The organism is Nocardioides sambongensis (genome assembly GCF_006494815.1).
Classification (GTDB): domain Bacteria; phylum Actinomycetota; class Actinomycetes; order Propionibacteriales; family Nocardioidaceae; genus Nocardioides; species Nocardioides sambongensis.
The window spans coordinates 1022839-1042462 of record NZ_CP041091.1 but is presented as its reverse complement, the minus strand read 5'-3'; the positions used below and the strand labels follow the sequence as shown (position 1 = coordinate 1042462).

Annotated in this window: 19 protein-coding genes and 3 pseudogenes; 8 read left to right on the top strand and 14 right to left on the bottom strand. The window is 70.9% G+C overall.

Annotation, left to right across the window (positions count from 1 at the left end; translation table 11 throughout):
- Positions 1–31: 31 nt before the first annotated feature.
- The 9 genes and pseudogenes from sufU to FIV43_RS04780 all read right to left on the bottom strand — a co-directional run bounded on the left by sufU (position 32) and on the right by FIV43_RS04780 (position 7226).
- Entirely contained in the window at positions 32–502 is a 471-nt protein-coding gene (sufU, locus tag FIV43_RS04820) for a Fe-S cluster assembly sulfur transfer protein SufU (protein ID WP_141013215.1), read from the bottom strand.
- Between the two features lie 2 nt (positions 503–504).
- Positions 505–1772 (bottom strand): annotated as a pseudogene (locus FIV43_RS04815) (cysteine desulfurase).
- A 79-nt stretch (positions 1773–1851) separates the two neighbouring features.
- Positions 1852–2613, bottom strand: a complete 762-nt coding sequence (sufC, locus tag FIV43_RS04810) for a Fe-S cluster assembly ATPase SufC (RefSeq protein WP_141013214.1) — start codon at positions 2611–2613, stop codon at positions 1852–1854.
- The gene (locus FIV43_RS04805; RefSeq protein ID WP_141013213.1) at positions 2610–2945 is read right to left on the bottom strand and encodes a Rieske (2Fe-2S) protein; all 336 of its coding nucleotides are present in this window, start codon (positions 2943–2945) and stop codon (positions 2610–2612) included. The genes sufC and FIV43_RS04805 overlap by 4 nt, the downstream gene beginning before the upstream one ends.
- Complete coding sequence (sufD, locus tag FIV43_RS04800; protein WP_141013212.1) at positions 2946–4124, bottom strand: Fe-S cluster assembly protein SufD; 1179 nt, start codon at positions 4122–4124, stop codon at positions 2946–2948. It abuts the gene before it with no gap.
- 53 nt (positions 4125–4177) lie between these two features.
- Complete coding sequence (gene sufB, locus FIV43_RS04795; RefSeq protein ID WP_141013211.1) at positions 4178–5596, bottom strand: Fe-S cluster assembly protein SufB; 1419 nt, start codon at positions 5594–5596, stop codon at positions 4178–4180.
- Positions 5593–6330, bottom strand: coding sequence for a helix-turn-helix transcriptional regulator (locus tag FIV43_RS04790; protein ID WP_181407765.1), 738 nt, complete (start codon positions 6328–6330; stop codon positions 5593–5595). The genes sufB and FIV43_RS04790 overlap by 4 nt, the downstream gene beginning before the upstream one ends.
- 109 nt (positions 6331–6439) lie before the next feature.
- Positions 6440–6868, bottom strand: a complete 429-nt coding sequence (locus FIV43_RS04785) for a hypothetical protein (protein ID WP_141013209.1) — start codon at positions 6866–6868, stop codon at positions 6440–6442.
- Positions 6861–7226, bottom strand: coding sequence for a hypothetical protein (locus FIV43_RS04780; RefSeq protein ID WP_141013208.1), 366 nt, complete (start codon positions 7224–7226; stop codon positions 6861–6863). The genes FIV43_RS04785 and FIV43_RS04780 overlap by 8 nt, the downstream gene beginning before the upstream one ends.
- A 73-nt stretch (positions 7227–7299) precedes the next feature.
- On the opposite strand from FIV43_RS04780, the gene FIV43_RS21965 reads away from it, so the two are divergent.
- From FIV43_RS21965 to FIV43_RS04765, 4 genes are all read left to right on the top strand, one after another.
- Positions 7300–7554 carry an ATP-binding cassette domain-containing protein gene (locus FIV43_RS21965; protein ID WP_231123694.1) on the top strand — a complete coding sequence of 85 codons (255 nt, stop codon included), beginning with the start codon at positions 7300–7302 and terminating at the stop codon, positions 7552–7554.
- On the top strand, positions 7554–8243 hold the full coding sequence (locus tag FIV43_RS04775; protein WP_231123693.1) for an ABC transporter ATP-binding protein: 690 nt from the start codon (positions 7554–7556) through the stop codon (positions 8241–8243). The genes FIV43_RS21965 and FIV43_RS04775 overlap by 1 nt, the downstream gene beginning before the upstream one ends.
- Positions 8244–8289: 46 nt before the next feature.
- Positions 8290–9000 (top strand): ABC transporter permease, encoded by a 711-nt coding sequence (locus FIV43_RS04770; RefSeq protein ID WP_331251045.1) that lies wholly within the window; start codon positions 8290–8292, stop codon positions 8998–9000.
- A gap of 81 nt (positions 9001–9081) precedes the next feature.
- Positions 9082–9999: a COX15/CtaA family protein gene (locus tag FIV43_RS04765; protein WP_231123692.1), complete on the top strand. Its 918-nt coding sequence runs from the start codon at positions 9082–9084 to the stop codon at positions 9997–9999.
- Between the two features lie 22 nt (positions 10000–10021).
- Here the strand turns inward: FIV43_RS04765 and FIV43_RS04760 are convergent, their stop codons facing one another.
- A complete protein-coding gene (locus FIV43_RS04760) occupies positions 10022–11002 on the bottom strand; it encodes a heme o synthase (RefSeq protein WP_141013207.1) in 981 nt (326 codons plus the stop codon).
- A 123-nt stretch (positions 11003–11125) separates the two neighbouring features.
- Here FIV43_RS04760 and tkt point away from each other — a divergent pair.
- The 4 genes and pseudogenes from tkt to pgl all read left to right on the top strand — a co-directional run bounded on the left by tkt (position 11126) and on the right by pgl (position 16822).
- A pseudogene (gene tkt, locus FIV43_RS04755) lies at positions 11126–13219 on the top strand (transketolase).
- Positions 13220–13268: 49 nt separating this feature from the next.
- Positions 13269–14375, top strand: a complete 1107-nt coding sequence (gene tal, locus FIV43_RS04750) for a transaldolase (RefSeq protein ID WP_141013206.1) — start codon at positions 13269–13271, stop codon at positions 14373–14375.
- A 29-nt stretch (positions 14376–14404) separates the two neighbouring features.
- Positions 14405–16073: pseudogene (pgi, locus tag FIV43_RS04745) on the top strand (glucose-6-phosphate isomerase).
- A complete protein-coding gene (pgl, locus tag FIV43_RS04740) occupies positions 16070–16822 on the top strand; it encodes a 6-phosphogluconolactonase (RefSeq protein ID WP_141013205.1) in 753 nt (250 codons plus the stop codon). The pseudogene pgi and the gene pgl overlap by 4 nt, the downstream one beginning before the upstream one ends.
- Positions 16823–16880: 58 nt before the next feature.
- Here pgl and FIV43_RS04735 read toward each other — a convergent pair whose 3' ends face one another.
- From FIV43_RS04735 to FIV43_RS04720, 4 genes are all read right to left on the bottom strand, one after another.
- Entirely contained in the window at positions 16881–17240 is a 360-nt protein-coding gene (locus FIV43_RS04735; protein ID WP_141013204.1) for an RNA polymerase-binding protein RbpA, read from the bottom strand.
- A 62-nt stretch (positions 17241–17302) separates the two neighbouring features.
- Positions 17303–17539 (bottom strand): preprotein translocase subunit SecG, encoded by a 237-nt coding sequence (gene secG, locus FIV43_RS04730; RefSeq protein ID WP_141015743.1) that lies wholly within the window; start codon positions 17537–17539, stop codon positions 17303–17305.
- Positions 17540–17589: 50 nt separating this feature from the next.
- Entirely contained in the window at positions 17590–18402 is an 813-nt protein-coding gene (gene tpiA, locus FIV43_RS04725) for a triose-phosphate isomerase (RefSeq protein WP_231123691.1), read from the bottom strand.
- Between the two features lie 2 nt (positions 18403–18404).
- Positions 18405–19610 (bottom strand): phosphoglycerate kinase, encoded by a 1206-nt coding sequence (locus FIV43_RS04720; RefSeq protein ID WP_141013203.1) that lies wholly within the window; start codon positions 19608–19610, stop codon positions 18405–18407.
- Positions 19611–19624 lie beyond the last annotated feature (14 nt).

The window sequence follows — 19624 nt, the reverse complement described above, 5'->3', positions numbered from 1 at the left end:
GTTCATGTTGATTCCTCCGAAGGTCGGTCGGTCAGCCGCGGGCCTGGACGGTGGCGTCCTTCCACGCCATCCAGGAGAGCAGGGCGCACTTCACGCGCGCGGGGAACTTGGCCACGCCGGCGAAGGCGATGCCGTCCTCGAGCACGTCCTCGTCGGGTTCGACGGTGCCCTTCCCCTGCATCAGGGCGAGGAACTCGCCGTGCACGTCCATCGCCTCGTCCACGGTCTTGCCGACGAGGAGCTCGTGCAGCACCGAGGCGGACGCCTGGGAGATGGAGCAGCCCACGGAGTCGTAGGAGACGTCGGCGATCCGCTCCTCCCCGGCTGCGCCCTCGACGTGGACGCGGAGCGTGATCTCGTCACCGCAGGTCGGGTTGACGTGGTGCACGTCCGCGCTGCGCTGGCCGTCGCCCGGCTCGCGCAGACCCTTGCCGTGGGGGTTCTTGTAGTGGTCGAGGATGATCTCCTGGTAGAGCGCATCCAGATCCTGTGCGGCACTCATGGTCACCCCAGCTTGAAGTAGGAGCGGGTGTAGTTCAGCGCGTCGACCAGGGCGTCGATCTCGGCCGGCGTCGTGTAGAGGTACGACGACATCCGCGTCGAGCTCTGCACCCCGAACCGGGCGTGCGCGGGCTTGGCGCAGTGGTGCCCGGCGCGGACCGCGACGCCGCGGCTGTCCAGCACCTGCGCCACGTCGTGCGGGTGGACGCCGTCGAGCTCGAAGGAGATCGCTCCCCCACGCTCGGAGGCGTCGAGCGGCCCGAGCACGGTGAGGCCCGGCACCGTCGCCAGTCCCTGCAGTGCGTAGCCGGTGACGGCCTGCTCGTGGGCGTGCACCGCGTCCAGACCGATGTGGCCGAGGTACTCCACCGCCGCGCCCAGACCGACGGCCTCGGCGATCGGCGGCGTACCGGCCTCGAACTTGTGCGGGATGCCGGCGAAGGTCGAGCCCTCCATCCGGACGGTCTCGATCATCTCGCCGCCACCGAGGAAGGGCGGGAGCGACTCCAGCACCGCGCGGCTGCCCCAGATCACGCCGATACCGGTCGGGCCGACCACCTTGTGTCCGGTGAAGACCAGCACGTCGGGACGCTCCTCGACCAGCATCGCGGCCAGGTCGATGGGCAGCTGCGGCGCGGCCTGGGAGGCGTCGACCACGACGATGGCGCCGACCTCGTGGGCCTTCCGCGTGATCTCCGCGATCGGGTTGACCGTGCCCAGCATGTTCGAGACCCAGGTCAGCGAGACCACCTTGGTGCGCTCGTTGACCAGGTCGTCGATCCGGTCCAGGTCGAGCCGCCCCTCGTCGGTGATCCCGAACCAGCGCAGGGTGGCGCCGGTGCGCTCGGTGACCAGCTGCCACGGCACGATGTTGGAGTGGTGCTCCATCTCGGTGATCACCACCTCGTCACCGGCCCGCAGCTGCCGCTCCCCGGCAAACGACAACGTGTTCGCCACCAGGTTGAGACCCTCCGAGGCGTTCTTGGTGAAGACCACCTCGTCGCGCTCGGGGCTCCGATGAAGGCGGCCACCTTGTCCCGGGCGGACTCGAACGACTCGGTGGCCTCGGCGCCCAGCTGGTGCATCGCTCGCGCGATGTTCGCGTTGTGCCGCTCCAGGTGGTCGACCATCGTGTCGATCACGATCTGCGGCTTCTGCGAGGTGTTCGCGCTGTCGAGGTAGACCAACGGCAGCCCGCCCGCGAGCGTGCGCTCGAGGATCGGGAAGTCCTTGCGGATGACTTCCAGCTCGGGGAGCAGTCCCTCGATCATCGGAACCCCTTTCACGGAGTGCGGTGCGGTGGTGCGAGACGTGGTGGTCAGGCCCGGTGGTCGGGCTCGGTGGTCAGGCCTATCGGGCCGCTGCGCCGAGGTACTTCTCGTAGCCGTTGGCCTCGAGCTCGTCGGCCAGCGCGGGGCCGCCGGACTCGGCGACGCGGCCGTCGACGAAGACGTGCACGTGGTCGGGCTTGATGTAGCGCAGGATCCGCGTGTAGTGGGTGATCAGCAGGACCGCCTTGTCGTCGCGCTCCCGGAACCGGTTCACGCCCTCGGAGACGACCTTCAGCGCGTCGATGTCCAGGCCGGAGTCGGTCTCGTCGAGAATCGCCACGCTCGGGTCGAGCAGGTCGAGCTGCGCGATCTCGTGGCGCTTCTTCTCACCGCCGGAGAAGCCCTCGTTGACCGAGCGCTGGGAGAAGGTGGAGTCGAGGTTCATCCGCTCCATCACGCCGTTGACGTCCTTGACCCAGGTGCGCAGCTTGGGTGCCTCGCCGTCGATCGCGGTCTTCGCGGTGCGCAGGAAGTTGGCCACCGAGACACCGGGCACCTCGACCGGGTACTGCATGGCGAGGAAGAGACCGGCGCGCGCCCGCTCGTCGACCGACATCTCCAGGATGTCCTCGCCGTCGAGGGTGACCGTGCCACCGGTGATCTCGTACTTGGGGTGACCGGCGATCGAGTACGCGAGGGTCGACTTGCCCGAGCCGTTGGGGCCCATGATCGCGTGGGTCTCGCCGGAGGTGATCGTCAAGGTGACTCCCTTGAGGATCTCCTTGGCGCCGTCGTCGGTGCTGACCGAGACGTGCAGGTCGTTGATCTCGAGGGTGCTCATGCTGGGGTGACTCCGTTCAGGGTGGTGTCGACATCGACGTAGACGTCTCCGTCACGCAGGTCGACGGGGAAGGTGGCGACCGGCTCGGTGGCCGGGAGGTTGGTGGGCTTGCCGGAGCGCAGGTCGAACATCGACCCGTGCAGCCAGCACTCGATCTGGCAGTCGGCGACCTCGCCCTCGCTGAGCGGGACCGCCGCGTGCGAGCAGAGGTCCTGCAGGGCGTAGACGTCCTCGCCGTCACGAGCGAGCACGACCGTCAGCTCCTCGAGGTCGACGGCCAGGCCCTCGTCCTCGGGGATGTCGGTCAGCGCGCAGGCGCGGTGGAAGGTCACTCAGATCTCCTTGAGGACGTTCTTGGCGAGCTCGGCCTCCACGGTGGTCAGCAGCCGCTCCTCGAGGGAGGCCACGCCGACCTTGCGGATCAGGTCGTTGAAGAAGCCGTGGACGACGAGGCGCTGCGCCTCCTTCTCCGACACCCCGCGGGATCGGAGGTAGAAGAGCTGCTCGTCGTCGAACCGGGCGGTGGCCGAGGCGTGCCCGGCACCCTCGATCTCCCCGGTCTCGATCTCCAGGTTGGGGATGGAGTCCGCCTGGCAGCCGTCGGTGAGCACCAGGTTGCGGTTCTCCTCGTAGGTCTCGATGCCCTCGGCCACCTTGCGGATCAGCACGTTGCCGACCCAGACGGTGTGCGCCTTCTCGCCCTGCAGCGCACCCTTGTAGACCGCGTTCGACTTGGTGCGCGGCGCGTTGTGGTCGGCGAAGATCCGGTGCTCGATGTGCTGACCTGCGTCGGCGAAGTAGAGCCCGAGCAGCTCCGCGGAGCCGCCGGGGCCGTCGTAGGTCACGTTCGCGTCCATCCGGACCAGGTCGCCGCCGAACGAGATCGCGGCGTGCTTGAACGTCGCGTCGCGCCCGACCCGGGTCTGGTGGTGGCTGAGGTGCACGGCGTCGTCGTTCCAGTCCTGGATGGAGACGAACGTGACGTCCGCGCCGTCGCCGACCACGATCTCGGCGACCGCGGCGACCGCGGCCGAGCCGGTGTGGTTGACCACCACGACCGCCTTGCTGTGCGCGCCGAAGCGGAAGACCAGGTGACCGCCGGTCGTCTGGCTGACGTCCTGGCCGACCATCTCGAGCACCAGCGGCTCGTCCAGCTCGGTGTCCGCGGGCACGTCGACCAGCACGGTCGGCTCGACCTCGTCGAGGATCCGGGCCGCGAACCGGGTGTTCGGGACCAGCCCGCTCACGCCGCGCAGCGCGCGTGCCCGGTCGCCGGTCACGATGTCGACCTCGACGCCTTCGGGCTCGTTCCAGCTGAGCTTGGAGGTGCGGGCGTCGAACGGCGCGTCGGCGTGCAGGCCGCGCAGGCGCTTGAGCGGGGTGAACCGCCAGATCTCCTCGCGCCCCACGGGCACGGGGTGGTCGGCCACGTCGAAGGAGCCGACGGGGTTGAGGTGGCTCTCGACCTTCTCCTGCTCCAGCGCGGAGCGGACGGAATCGGTGACTGTCACTGCTTCTCTCTCTACGTACGACGAGTGCGGGGTGCGGGTGCGCCGGGCGGCGGTCAGCCGACCGCGCCCTCCATCTGCAGCTCGATCAGGCGGTTGAGCTCCAGGGCGTACTCCATCGGCAGCTCCTTGGCGATCGGCTCGACGAAGCCGCGCACGATCATGGCCATCGCCTCGTCCTCCTCCATGCCGCGCGACATGAGGTAGAAGAGCTGGTCGTCGGAGACCTTCGAGACGCTCGCCTCGTGGCCCATGGAGACGTCGTCCTCGCGGATGTCGACGTAGGGGTAGGTGTCCGAGCGGCTGATCTGGTCGACCAGCAGCGCGTCGCAGAGGACGTTGGACTTCGAGCCGTGCGCGCCCTCGTTGACCTGGATCAGACCGCGGTACGACGTACGACCGCCGCCGCGCGCCACCGACTTGCTCAGGATCGAGGACGAGGTGTGCGGCGCGGCGTGCACCATCTTGGCGCCGGCGTCCTGGTGCTGCCCCTCGCCGGCGAAGGCGATGGAGAGGGTCTCGCCCTTGGCGTGCTCGCCCATCAGGTAGACGGCCGGGTACTTCATGGTGACCTTGGAGCCGATGTTGCCGTCGACCCACTCCATGGTGGCGCCGGCCTCGCAGACCGCCCGCTTGGTCACCAGGTTGTAGACGTTGTTCGACCAGTTCTGGATGGTCGTGTAGCGGCAGCGACCGCCCTTCTTCACGATGATCTCGACCACCGCGGAGTGCAGCGAGTCCGAGGAGTAGATCGGCGCGGTGCAGCCCTCGACGTAGTGCACGTAGGCGTCCTCGTCGACGATGATCAGCGTCCGCTCGAACTGGCCCATGTTCTCGGTGTTGATCCGGAAGTAGGCCTGCAGCGGGATGTCGACGTGCACACCCGGCGGGACGTAGATGAAGGAGCCGCCGGACCACACCGCGGTGTTCAGCGCGGCGAACTTGTTGTCGCCGACCGGGATCACGGTGCCGAAGTACTCCTGGAAGAGCTCCGGGTGCTCCTTGAGCGCCGTGTCGGTGTCCAGGAACAGCACGCCCTGGGCCTCGAGGTCCTCGCGGATGGAGTGGTAGACCACCTCGGACTCGTACTGCGCGGCGACACCGGCGACCAGGCGCTGCTTCTCCGCCTCCGGGATGCCGAGCTTGTCGTAGGTGTTCTTGATGTCCTCGGGCAGCTCCTCCCACGAGGTGGCCTGCTTCTCCGAGGAGCGCACGAAGTACTTGATGTTGTCGAAGTCGATGCCGCCGAGGTCGGAGCCCCAGGTCGGCATGGGCTTGCGATCGAAGAGCTTGAGGCCCTTGAGGCGCAGGTCGAGCATCCAGTCCGGCTCGCTCTTCTTGCCGGAGATGTCGCGCACCACGGCGTCGTTGAGGCCGCGCTGGGCGGCGGCTCCGGCGACGTCCGGGTCGGCCCAGCCGAACTCGTAGCGGCCGATGCCCTTCAGCTCGGGGTTGAGTTCCTCGATGGAGGTCATGAGTTGACCCGCTCCTTCTTGTCGGCGGTCTCTTCGGTGGACGCGGGGTGCGCAGTCACCCCGGTGTCGGGAATGCAGGTGGTGCAGACGCCGTCGCCGTGGGCGATGGTCGCCAGCCGCTGGACGTGCGTGCCGAGCACCCGGCCGATGGCCGCGGTCTCCGCCTCGCACAGCTGGGGGAACTCGTGGGCGACGTGGGAGACCGGACAGTGCTGCTGGCACAACTGCTCGGCCGCCTGGCCTCCGGCGCCGCCGATCAAGGGCAGCTCCCGCACCGAGGCGGCGTAGCCCTCCTCGGAGAAGACCCGGGCGAGCACCTCCGCCGGTGAGGCGTCCGGGTGCGCGGCGGCGACCTTCGGGAAGCGCTCCTCGATGAACGCGGCCCGCTGCTCGGCGAACGCCTGCACCGCTCCGTCGCCGGCCGTGTCGGCCAGGAAGCGCAGTGCGGCGGCGGCGAGGTCGTCGTACTGGGCCTCGAAGCCGTCGCGACCACGCTCGGTGAGCGCGAACGCCTTGGCCGGGCGGCCACGCCCCCGATTGCCGCTCGGTCGCGGCTCACGGTGCTCGACGAGGCCGTCGGCCAGCATCTGGTCGAGGTGGCGACGGACGGCCGCCGGCGTCAGGTCCAGCCGGTCCGCGAGGTCGGCGGCGGTCGACGGGCCGTTGACCAGGATCGACTGCGCGACGCGCTGACGCGTCGGCTGATCTCCTGTCCCCGGTGCTCCGTCCACGATTTCCACAACATCAGTGTGGCGTTATTGATTCCGATGCTTCAAGCAAGGCCCGCCTTACCTGCGACCGCAGCGTGAGCCGGGCCACAGCCGCACCGGGGAGGTCGCGGGGCTACTCCGCGGGCCTGGTGGCGCGCAGCCACGCGATGCCGAGGACGGGCAGCACCAGGGGCAGGAAGCCGTAGCCCTGCCCGAAGTGCGACCAGACCGTCTTGTCCGGGAACAGGTCGGTGGCGACATAGCTCAGTGTCCCCACGGTGAGCACCCCGATCAGCTCGATGGTCACCGCGACCACCGCGATCCGCCAGCCCAGCCGACCGCCGAGCAGCAGGCAGGTGGTGGCGACCAGGTAGAGGATCGCGGCGAGCAGTGAGAGCGAGTACGCCAGCGGGGCGCGGTCGGGGTCGGTGCCCAGCTGTACCGCCGAGCGACCGGTCGCCGCGACCGCGAAGACGCCGTAGACGAAGACCAGGGCGCGGCCCCACCCGGCCGAGAGCTGCTCCGGCTGCGTCCTCGCCGGCTCCCGGCTCGGCTCAGCCATGGCTGCCCGACCAGATGTCCCAGAGCCGGACCTCCATCCCGGCCACGGTCGCCACCGCGAGCAGCAGGACAGTGGTGCCCACCCGGGAACGCTCGGCCAGCGAGAAGAGCGCTCCGGCGACCGGGGCGAGGGCGACGGTGACCAGATAGCTGATGAAGACCGCCCCCTCGACGTCGCGCTCGGTCCGCGCCAGCGCGACGCACCCGGCGACCAGCTGCAGCAGGACCGCGACCTCGATCACCGCGAGTGCCAGGTAGTGGCTGTCCTGCGTGGATCGGTCGCGGATCAGGTCCACCAGCAGGAGCACCGCCGTCGCGCCGGCCAGCACGAGGATCAGTGCGTAGGACCAGGTCGTCACGGCGGCCAGCGTAGGCGGCCCCGGGTGGGGACCGGGGCCCGGCCCCGGACACCTCCTTCCTAGACTGAGCGCCGTGTCCGCCCCCCACCACCCTGCCGTCGTGATCGACGGCCTGGTGATGAGGTACGGCGACAAGAGCGCCGTGGACGGCCTGAGCCTGGACGTCGAGTCGCACACCATCACCGCCGTGCTCGGGCCGAACGGCGCCGGGAAGACCACCACCCTGGAGACCTGCGAGGGCTATCGGCGGCCGCACCAGGGCACGGTCCGGGTGCTCGGCCTGGACCCGATCCGCGACCGCAAGGCCCTGCTCCCCGGATCGGCGTGATGCTGCAGTCGGGCGGTGCCTGGAGCAGCGCCCGGCCGGCGGAGATGCTGCGCCACCTCTCCCGGCTGCACGCCCATCCGGTGCCGGTGACCGAGCTGATGGACCGGCTCTCGCTGCACGAGTGCGCGCGGACGCCGTACCGGCGGCTGTCGGGGGGCCAGCAGCAGCGGCTCGGGCTGGCGATGGCGCTGGTCGGTCGACCCGAGCTGGTCTTCGTCGACGAGCCGACCGCCGGGATGGACCCGCAGATCCGGCGTACCGTCTGGGAGCTGCTCGAGGAGCTGCGCGCGGCCGGGGTGACCGTGGTGCTCACCACGCACTACCTCGAGGAGGCGGAGCGGCTGGCGGACCGCGTGCACATCATCGACCGCGGCCGGCTGGTCGCCAGCGGCTCACCCCTGGAGCTGACCCGGGGCGGCACCGTCGCCACGATCCGGCTGGTCGTCACCCAGCCGTTCCCGCCGGGCGCGCCGGAGGGTCTGGCCACCGACCTCGGCCCGGGCACCGAGCTGCACGTGCTCGACGAGTACAGCCTGCGCCTGTCCGGGCCCGCCGACGCGAGCACGCTGGCCCGGGTCTCCGCGTGGTGCGAGAAGCACGAGGTGCTGCCGGAGTCGCTCAGCCTGGGTCAGCGCAACCTGGAGGACGTCTTCCTCGAGCTGACCGGACGCGAGCAGGAGACCCCGTGAGCAGCACCTTCTCCCCCGCCCCGGCGCCGCACCGCTGGTCCGCCAGGTGCTCGCCCAGGCCGCCATGGAGGCGCGGCTGATGCTGCGCAACGGCGAGCAGCTGCTGCTCGCCGTGGTGATCCCGGTGGTGGTGCTGGTGGGCGCGGTGCAGGGCTCCGAGCGCGTCGGCATCTCCTTCGACGACCCGATGGTCGACGTGATCACGCCGGGTGTGCTGGCGCTGGCGGTGATGTCCACCTCCTTCACCTCGTTGGCGATCGCCACCGGGTTCGAGCGCCGCTACGGCGTGCTCAAGCGCCTCGGCACGGCACCGCTCTCCCGGGCCGCGCTGCTCGGCGGCAAGATCGGGGCGCTCTTCGCCGTCGAGCTGTTGCAGTTCGCCGTGATCGGGGCGGTGGGCTTCTCCCTGGGCTGGGCGCCGACCCTCCAGGTGGCAGGTCTGCTCCTCACGCTGCTGCTCGGTACGGCGGCGTTCGCCTCCCTCGGCCTGCTGCTCGCCGGCGCGCTGCGCGCCGAGGCGACGCTGGCGGCGGCGAACCTGGTGTACCTGCTGCTGATGGCGGGCGGGGCCGTGGTCCTTCCCGCCTCCGCGTACGGCGACCTGGGCACGGCGATGACCTGGCTGCCCTCAGGTGCGCTCGGCGAGGCGATGCGCTCGGCCTGCGACGGCGCGCTGCCCTGGCGCGACCTCGCGGTGCTCACCGGGTGGGCCGGCCTCGGGTCGCTGCTCACCGCGCGCACCTTCCGGTGGGAGTGACCCGGCCGACCGAGCGCGCGCAGCAGATCACATCGCACGCGATGCGGCCGAGCGCCGCGTCACCGAGCAGAATGAGGAACCGTGACACAGCAGGTGGACATCCCGGCCGGTGAACGACGAGGCGCGGTCGACCGCGCCGCAGCCGTGCTGTGGCCGGCCGCGATAGCGAACCTGGTCGCCAACATCGCGATCGTGGTCACCGGTGGCGCGGTGCGCCTGACCGGGTCCGGCCTGGGCTGCCCGACCTGGCCCCGCTGCACCGAGGAGTCCTACGTCGCGCACGGCGCGCTGGGCTGGCACGGCGCGATCGAGTTCGGCAACCGCATGCTCACCTTCGTGCTGGTCGCGATCGCGATCGGCTGCTGGCTCGCCGCGCTGGCGTCGCGTCGCCGCGGGGACGCCGGCGGTGGCCGATCGGTCCTGCTGTCCACCGTGATCGCCCTGGGGATCCCGGCGCAGGCCGTGATCGGCGGCGTCACGGTGCTCACCGACCTGAACCCGTGGGTGGTCGCGCTGCACCTGCTGGTGTCGATGGCGATCATCGGTGTCTGCGTCGTGCTGCTCGACCACCTCCGCCCGGTCCCCCGGCCGGCCGCCTCACCCGGTCTGTGGTGGACGGTCGTGGCGACCTACGTGGTCGGGTGGGTGGTGCTGTACCTCGGCACGGTGGTGACCGGCTCCGGCCCCCACTCCGGCGACCTGGACTCCCGGCGCACCGGCCTGGACCCGCAGGTCATGTCGCACGTCCACGCCGCGGCCGTCTACGCGTTGGTCGCGGTGACCGTGGCAGTGCTGTTCCTGGCCGTCCGCAGCCGCCTCGCCGTGCTGCGCCGCGCCGCGACGCTGCTGCTGGCGGTGGAGCTGCTGCAGGGAGTGATCGGCTTCGTGCAGTACTTCAACGACCTTCCCGAGCTGCTGGTCGGCCTGCACATGCTGGGCGCGGCCCTCACCTCGGCCGCCCTCGCCTGGCTCGTCCTCGCGGCCCGTCAGCGCGACTGACCGCGCCGCGGACGCGGCCCGGTCAGTGCAGCAGCGGGTCGATCGCGACGGCGACGAAGAGCAGCGAGAGGTAGAGGTTCGAGGAGTGGAAGAGCCGCATCGGCTGGATCACGCTGAGCTCGTCGCTGCGTGAGGCGCGGTGCAGCATCCGGTGCGCCTCGACCAGGAACACCCCACCGAGCACCACCGCGGCCGCGGGGTAGAACCAGCCGGTGCCGGCCACCGGCCACAGCAGCAGCGAGACGCCGACCATCACCCACGAGTAGGCCACGATCTGGCGGGCCACCGCCTTGGCCGGTTTCACCGCCGGGAGCATCGGGACGTCCACCTGCGCGTAGTCCTCGCGGTAGCGCAGCGCCAGGGCCCAGGTGTGCGGGGGCGTCCAGAAGAAGACCACGGCGAAGAGCACGATCGGGACCCAGGACATCTCCCCGGTCACCGCGGTCCAGCCGATCAGCGCGGGGAAGCAGCCCGCGATGCCTCCCCAGACGATGTTCTGGGTGGTCCGTCTCTTCAGCAGCATCGTGTAGACGAAGACGTAGAACGCGTTCGCGCCGAGCGACAGCGCCGCCGACAGCGGGTTCACCCAGAGCAGCAGGATCGCCGTCGAGAGCGCGGCGAGCACGACGCCGAAGACCAGCGCGGCGACGGGCGTCACGATGTGCCGCGGGAGCGCACGGCGACGGGTACGTCGCATCTGCTCGTCGATGTCGCGGTCGTAGACGCAGTTGAAGACCGATGCCGAGCCGGCCGAGAGCGCGCCACCGGCGACGGTCGCGGCGACCAGCCCCAGGGGCGGGACGCCGCGCGCGGCGAAGAACATCACCGGAACGGTGGTCAGCAGCAGCAGCTCGATGACCCGCGGCTTGGTGAGACCGACGTACGCCATCACGACGTCCTTCGCGCTCGCCTTGGGCAGATCGCCCTCGGGGAGCACACCGTTCACACCGCGCTGGGCGCCCCGGCTGCTCAGCTCGGGGCTGGCGGGGTCGACGTACGTCACGGAGATCCTCACTGCAGCAGAGGCCCGGTCGGGGCAGAGCGCATCGATTGTAACGGGACCGGACCGATCCGTGGGCACCGAGGCGATGTGCCCGGTGTCGGGCCTCTCGATAGGCTCGGGATCATGATCCCGGACCTGGAGTGGACCGACCTCGACCGCAAGGCGGTCGACACCGTTCGAACGCTGGCCATGGACGCCGTCCAGAAGGTCGGCAACGGCCATCCCGGCACGGCCATGAGCCTCGCGCCGGCCGCCTACCTGCTCTTCCAGAAGGTGATGCGGCACAACCCCGCCGACCCGGACTGGGCCGGGCGCGACCGGTTCGTGCTCTCCGCCGGACACTCCTCGCTCACCCTCTACCTCCAGCTCTACCTCGGCGGTTGGGGCCTCGAGCTGGAGGACATCCAGGCGCTGCGCACCTGGGGCTCGAAGACCCCGGGACACCCCGAGCACGGCCACACCGCCGGCGTCGAGACCACCACCGGCCCCTCGGCCAGGGAGTCGGCAACGCGGTCGGCATGGCGATGGCCGCCCGGCGCGAGCGGGGTCTGCTCGACCCCAACGCCGAGCCCGGTGCCTCCCCGTTCGACCACCACGTCTACGCGATCTGCTCCGACGGCGACATCGAGGAGGGGATCAGCGCCGAAGCCTCGGCCATCGCCGGCGTGCAGGCGCTGGGCAACCTCACCGTCATCTACGACGACAACCAGATCTCCATCGAGGACGACACCAACATCGCCCTCGCCGAGGACGTCGCGGCACGCTACGAGGCCTACGGCTGGCACGTCCAGACCGTCGACTGGACCGCGGGCGCGAACGGCTACCAGGAGGACGTCCAGGGCCTCTTCGACGCGATCCGCGCCGCCGAGGCGGTCACCGACCGCCCCTCCTTCATCGTGCTCCGCACCGTCATCGCCTGGCCCGCGCCCAACGCGCAGGGCACCGGGAAGGCGCACGGCTCGGCCCTCGGTGCCGACGAGGTCGCCGCGACCAAGGAGATCCTCGGCTTCGACCCGGAGCAGTCCTTCGAGGTCCCGGTCGGCGTGCTCGAGCACACCCGCGAGGCCGTGGAGCGGGGCAAGGCGGCCCAGGCGGAGTGGGACCGGGCGTTCCAGCACTGGACCACCAAGCCGTCCGCGGACGTCGCCGCCTTCGAGCGGATGCGCACCCGCACCCTCCCCGACGGCTGGGACGCGGACCTGCCCACCTGGCCGGCCGACGAGAAGGGCATCGCCACCCGCAAGGCCTCCGGCGCGGTGATCAACGCGGTCGCCCCGAAGGTCCCCGAGCTCTGGGGCGGCTCGGCCGACCTCGCCGAGTCGAACAACACGACCATCGAGGGCGTCCCCTCGTTCCTGCCGGCGGAGCGCTCCACCGACATGTGGAAGGGCGACCCCTACGCCGGGCGGGTGCTGCACTTCGGCATCCGCGAGCACGCCATGGGCGCGATCATGAACGGCATCGCGCTGCACGGCGGCACCCGCGTGTTCGGCGGCACGTTCCTGACCTTCTCCGACTACATGCGCCCCTCCGTGCGGCTGGCCGCCCTGATGCAGCTGCCGGTGACCTACGTGTGGACCCACGACTCGATCGGTCTCGGTGAGGACGGCCCGACGCACCAGCCGGTCGAGCACCTCGCGGCCCTGCGCGCCATCCCCGGCCTGGACGTGGTCCGCCCCGGTGACGCCAACGAGGTCGCCGCGGCGTGGGCGACCGTGCTCGGCCACTCCGACCGCCCCGCCGGCCTGGCACTGTCCCGCCAGAACCTGCCGATCTACCCGCGGGGCGAGCAGGGCTACAGCGACACCTCGAACGTGCACAAGGGGGCTACGTCCTGCTCGACTGCGAGGGCGGCCTTCCCGAGGTGGTCCTGATCGGCACCGGCTCCGAGCTCCAGCTCGCGGTGGCGGCCTACCACCGGCTCACCGAGGCGGGGGTCCGCGCCCGGGTCGTCTCGATGCCCTGCCGCGAGTGGTACGACGCCCAGCCGGCGTCCTACCGCGAGACCGTGATCCCCCGACCGTCCGCGCCCGGGTGTCGGTGGAGGCCGGCATCGCCCAGGGATGGCGCGAGGTCGTCGGCGACCACGGCCGGATCATCTCGATCGAGACCTACGGTGCCTCCGCCGACCATCAGCGGATGTTCACCGAGTACGGCTTCACCGTCGACGCCGTGGTCAATGCCGCCCACGACAGCATCGCGGCCGCCGCGGGCTGAGATCCGCGCGAACGGGCACGATGCACCCACCGTCCAAGGAGGAAGTTCCATGAGTGATCGCTTGAAGGCCCTCGCCGACGCGGGGGTTTCCATCTGGCTCGACGACCTGTCCCGGGAACGGATCGAGACCGGCAACCTGGCCGCCATGGTGGACCAGAGGTCGGTGGTCGGCGTGACCACCAACCCGACGATCTTCGCCGGCGCCATCGCCGACGGTGAGCGCTACGACGCGCAGGTCCGCGGACTGGTGGCCGACGGTGCCGATGTGGCCCGCACCATCTTCGAGCTGACCACCGAGGACGTGCGCAACGCGTGCGACATCCTGGGCCAGGTCGCCGCGGCCACCGAGCACGACGGCCGGGTGTCGATCGAGGTCGAGCCGGCACTCGCCCGGGACACCGACGGCACCATCGCCAGCGCGCGAGCGCTGTGGGCCGCGGTGGACCGGCCGAACGCCCTGATCAAGATCCCCGCCACCGCCGAGGGACTGCCGGCGATCACCGCGGCGATCAGCGAGGGGATCAGCGTCAACGTCACGCTGATCTTCTCCACCGACCGTTACCGGGAGGTGATGGAGGCCTACCTGCTCGGGCTCGAGCGGGCCCGCGCGGCCGGCAAGGACGTCTCGGAGATCCGCTCGGTGGCCTCGTTCTTCGTCTCGCGGGTCGACACCGAGATCGACAACCGGTTGGAGAAGATCGGCAGCGACGACGCGCTGGCGCTGCGCGGCAAGGCCGCCGTGGCCAACGCCCGCCTCGCCTACGCGGCGTTCCAGGAGGCCTTCGCCGGTCCTCGCTGGGAGTCGCTCGCCGCCGACGGTGCACACGCCCAGCGGCCGCTCTGGGCGTCCACCGGGGTGAAGAACCCGGACTACCCGGACACCCTCTACGTCACCGACCTGGTGGTCGCCGACACGGTCAACACGATGCCGGAGAAGACGCTCGACGCGTTCGCCGACCACGGCGAGGTGAGCGGCGACCAGGTGTCCGGACGGGGCGCGCAGGCGCAGCAGGTCTTCGACGCTCTCGCCGCCGTCGGCGTCGACCTGGCCGACGTGTTCACGGTGCTCGAGGACGAGGGCGTCGACAAGTTCGCCGCCTCCTGGGACGAGCTCACCGAGACGGTGCAGCAGCAGTTGGACCGCGCCGCAGGCTGACCCGCCACCCCATCGGAGGAACCACGCCCATGCCCCAGCACCCGGTCGACCCGACGACGACGAAGGCCTGGGCGCGGCTCGCCGAGCTCGCCGCCACGCGCGAGCCCGACCTCCGGGCGGCCTTCGACGCCGACCCGGAGCGGGCCAGCCGGCTCAGCGTCACCGCGGCCGACCTGCACGTCGACCTCTCCAAGAACCTGATCGACGGCGAGATCCTCGCCGCGCTGGTCGACCTCGCCGACGAGGTGGGTCTCGCTGCGCGGCGCGACGCCATGTTCACCGGCGAGCCGATCAACGTCACCGAGGACCGCGCGGTGCTGCACACCGCGCTGCGCGCTCCGGCGGGGACCTCGGTCACCGCGGACGGTGAGGATGTGGTGCCCGGCGTGCACGAGGTCCTCGAACGGGTCTACGCCTTCGCCGACCGGATCCGCTCCGGCGACTGGACCGGGGTCACCGGCGAACGCATCCGCACGGTGGTCAACATCGGGATCGGTGGGTCGGACCTGGGCCCGGTGATGGCCTACGAGGCGCTCAAGGCCTATCGGGCCGAGTCCCTGGAGTGCCGCTTCATCAGCAACATCGACCCGACCGATGTCGCGGAGACGCTCGCCGACCTGGACCCGCGCAGCACCCTCTTCATCGTCGCGAGCAAGAGCTTCGGGACGCTGGAGACGCTCACCAACGCACGGCTGTGCCGCACCTGGCTGCTCGACCGGCTCCGCGAGCTCGGCGCCCTCGGCGAGGACGACGGCGACACCGTGGCCCGTCACTTCGTCGCCGTCTCCACCGCGTTGGACAAGGTGGCCGACTTCGGCATCGACCCTGCGAACGCGTTCGGCTTCTGGGACTGGGTCGGCGGCCGGTACTCGGTGGACTCGGCGATCGGCACCTCCCTGGTGGTCGCGATCGGGCGGGAGGGGTTCACCGACCTGCTGGCCGGGTTCCGGGCGATGGACGAGCACTTCCGTCGTACCGAGCACGGGGCGAACGTCCCGGTGCTGATGGGCCTGCTGAACGTCTGGTACACCAACTTCCTCGACGCGCAGACCCACGCGGTGCTCCCCTACGCGCAGTCCCTGCACCGCTTCCCGGCGTACCTGCAGCAGCTGACGATGGAGTCCAACGGCAAGGGGGTGCGCTGGGACGGCACCCCGGTGACCACCGACACCGGCGAGGTCTTCTGGGGCGAGCCCGGCACCAACGGCCAGCACGCCTTCTACCAGCTGCTGCACCAGGGCACCCGGCTCGTCCCGGCCGACTTCATCGCCTTCGCCCAGCCGGCGCACCCGCTCGTCGACGGGGAGCACGACGTCCACGAGCTCTTCCTGGCGAACTTCTTCGCCCAGACCCAGGCCCTGGCCTTCGGCCGGACCGCCGACGAGGTGCGGGCGGCCGGGGTCGCCGAGGAGCTGGTCAGCGCGCGGACGTTCACCGGGAACCGTCCGACGACCTCGATCATGGCTCCGCTTCTCACCCCGAACGTGCTCGGCCAGCTGATCGCGCTCTACGAGCACATCACCTTCACCCAGGGCGTGATCTGGGGGTCGACAGCTTCGACCAGTGGGGGTCGAGCTCGGCAAGAAGCTCGCCCTCGACCTCGCCCCGGCCGTGGCCGGCGACGAGGACGTGCTGGCCGGCCAGGACTCCTCCACCCGCGCCCTCATCGCCTACTACCGGGAGCACCGCGACCGATGAACCTCGACAGCTTCGACCAGCCGCGGATCGAGGTCCACCCCGACGCGGACGCCCTGGCCACCACGATCGCCGGTGAGCTGCTCAACCGGATCGCCGACGCGCAGGCGGCCGGTGCCGTGCCGCACATCGGACTGACCGGCGGCACCATCGCCCGCAAGGTGCACGCCGAGGTCGCCCGGCTCGCAGACGGGTCCGGCGTCGACTGGGGAGCGGTGCACTTTTGGTTCGGGGACGAGCGCTTCGTCCCCGCCGCCTCCCCCGACCGCAACGCCGGTCAGGCACGTCAGGACTTCCTCGACGCCGTCGGCGCACGGTTGGTCCACGAGGTGCCCGCCTCCGACCAGGTCGCCACCGCGGAGGAGGCCGCCGACGCCTACGCCGCCGAGGTACGACGAGACGGCGGCGGCGCCTTCGACGTACTGATGCTCGGTGTCGGACCCGACGGCCACATCGCCTCGCTCTTCCCGCACCACCCCGGACTGGCGGTCGTGGATGCCATCACCACGGCGGTCCACGACTCCCCCAAGCCGCCGCCGGACCGGGTCACCTTCACCTTCGAGGCGCTGACCCGTTCCCGCTCCGTGTGGTTCCTGGTCTCCGGCGAGGGCAAGGCGGACGCCGTCTCGCGGGGGTTGGCCGCCGAGGGATCCCGGGACGGCACCAGCCTCGCCGACACCCCGGCCCGGGGTGTGCACGGCGAGGAGGAGACCGTCTGGTTCCTCGACCAGGACGCCGCGTCGCTCCTCTGAACGGCCAACGGCGCGCAGCCCGGACCCCGGGCTGCGCGCCGTGCGGCAGGTCAGCGCGTCAGAAGATGATCTCGCCGGTCTTCCGGCGAGTGCGCAGCAGCTGGATCGCCTCGTCCAGGATGACCTCGGCCTCCTGGTCGGAGCGGCGCTCCTTCACGTAGGCCAGGTGCGTCTTGTACGGCTCGTTCTTCGGGGCCGGGGGCGGGTTGTCGGAGTCCTGGGACGCCGGCAGTCCGCACTTGGGACAGTCCCACGACTCCGGGACAGCAGCCTCGACCGAGAAGGTGATCACCGAGCGGTGCTCGTGCGCGCAAAAGTAGGTGATCGCCTGGCGGGGAGCAGCCTCGCCACGCTCGGCCTCCCCCATCGGGCCCGCGCCCACTCGGCTACCACGGATCGCGTTACCGCCTCCGGCCAACGGATTCTCCTCAAGACTCGTCGTGCCGGCCCGCTGTCGGGCCGGTCGTGTGCGGGGTCAGATCAGCTCTGGTAGGCCAGCAGGAGGCCGAGTGCGATGACGCAGGCGAACCAGATCACGCCGATCCCGACCGTGAACCGGTCGAGGTTGCGTTCGGCGATCGATGAGCCACCGAGCGAGCTGGAGACGCCGCCACCGAACATGTCCGAGAGGCCGCCGCCCCGCCCCTTGTGCAGCAACACCAGGAGGATCAGCAGCAGACTCGTGATCACGAGCAGGACGGTCAGCAGGGTCGACAACACGTGCGTGATCCTACGTCAGAGGGTTGGTCGGGACCGCACCGCGGGGGTCACCCGAGGCTCGGCATGTCGTAGTAGCGGCACACGCCGCCGAACTCGTCGGCCTGCAGGCTGGCGCCGCCCACCAGACATCCGTCGATGTCGGGCTGCGCCATGATCCCCGCGACGTTGGCCGCCTTCACCGATCCGCCGTAGAGCACGCGCACCGCCGAGGCCGCCTCCTCGCCGTACGACGCACCGACCTGCTCGCGGATCGCCGCACAGACCTCCTGGGCGTCGTCGGGCGTGGCGACCTCTCCGGTGCCGATCGCCCAGACCGGCTCGTAGGCGATCACCAGACCGGCCACCTGCTCCGCCGTCAGGCCCGCGAGCGAGCCGACCAGCTGCGCGGTCGTGTAGGCCACGTGCTCTCCGGACTGACGGACCTCGAGCCCCTCGCCGACGCACACGATCGGGGTGATGCCCTCCTTCAGCGCGGCACCCGCCTTCGCCGCGACGACCTCGTCGCTCTCCGCGTGGTACTGGCGCCGCTCGGAGTGCCCGGCCAGCGCATAGCTGCAGCCGAGCTTGGCCAGCATCGCAGCGCTGACCTCGCCCGTGTAGGCCCCGTTGGCGTGCACGGACACGTCCTGCGCGCCGTACCGCAGCTGCAGGCGGTCGCCGTCCACCAGCGTCTGCACCGAGCGGAGGTCGGTGAACGGCGGGATCACCGCGACCTCGACCCGGCCGTAGTCGTGCCGCTTGTCGGACAGGGTCCAGGTCAGCTTCTGGACGAGCACCACCGCTTCCTGGTGGTTGAGGTTCATCTTCCAGTTGCCGGCCATCAGCGGCACGCGGCCGGCCGGGCTCTTCTTCGTGGCCATGGTCAGTTCGCCTCCAGAACGGTGATGCCGGGCAGTTCCCTGCCCTCGAGGTACTCCAGGCTCGCGCCGCCCCCGGTCGAGATGTGGCCGAACGCGGCCTCGTCGAAGCCGAGGGTGCGGACCGCGGCCGCGGAGTCCCCGCCGCCCACGACGGAGAGCCCTTCGACGTGGGTCAGCGCCTCGGCCACCGCACGGGTGCCCTCGGCGAACGCCGCCACCTCGAAGACACCCATCGGGCCGTTCCAGAAGACCGTCCGCGCGTCGGAGAGGGCTGCCGCGAACGTCGCTCCGGACGCCGGCCCGATGTCCAGCCCGAGCGTGGTCTCGGGGATCGCGTCGGCGGCCACCACCCGGGCGGAGGCCTCGTCGCCGAACGAGTCGGCGACCACGATGTCACTGGGCAGCACGATCTCGACGCTCGAGGCCGCCGCCCGCGCCAGGTAGTCGCGACAGGTGGGGATCTGGTCCTCCTCGAGCAGGCTGCTGCCCACGCCGTGGCCCTGCGCGGCGAGGAACGTGAAGACCATCCCGCCGCCGATCAGCAGCTTGTCGGCCTTCTCCAGGAGGTTGTCGATCACGCCGAGCTTGTCGGAGACCTTCGAGCCGCCGAGCACCACCACATAGGGGCGTTCGGGGTCCACGGTCAGCCGCCGCAGCACGTCGACCTCGGCCGCCACCAGGCCGCCCATCGCGTGCGGGAGCCGCTGGGCGACGTCGTACACGCTCGCCTGCTTGCGGTGCACCACACCGAACCCGTCGGAGACGAAGGCGTCGGCGAGGGCGGCGAGCCGGTCCGCGAACTCGCCACGCTCGGCGTCGTCCTTGCTGGTCTCGCCGGGGTTGAACCGCACGTTCTCCAGTACGGCGACAGCCCCGTCCTCGAGCCCGGCGACGGTCTCCGTCGCGCTGGTCCCGACGGTGTCGCCGGCGAACGCCACCGGGGCCCCGAGCAGCTCACCCAGGCGGGCGGCGACGGGCTCCAGCGAGAACTCCGCGTCGGGCGCGCCCTTCGGACGCCCCAGGTGGGCGGTGACCACCACCCTCGCCCCCGCCTCGGCGAGCGCCCTGATGGTCGGCACGCTGGCCCGGATCCGGCCGTCGTCGGTGATCACCTTCGCGCCTGCGTCGCCCTCGAGCGGGACGTTGAGGTCGGAACGGACGAGAACGCGCTTGCCACTGACCTCGCCGAGGCCTGGATACTCCGCCATGGTGTGCGTGCTTC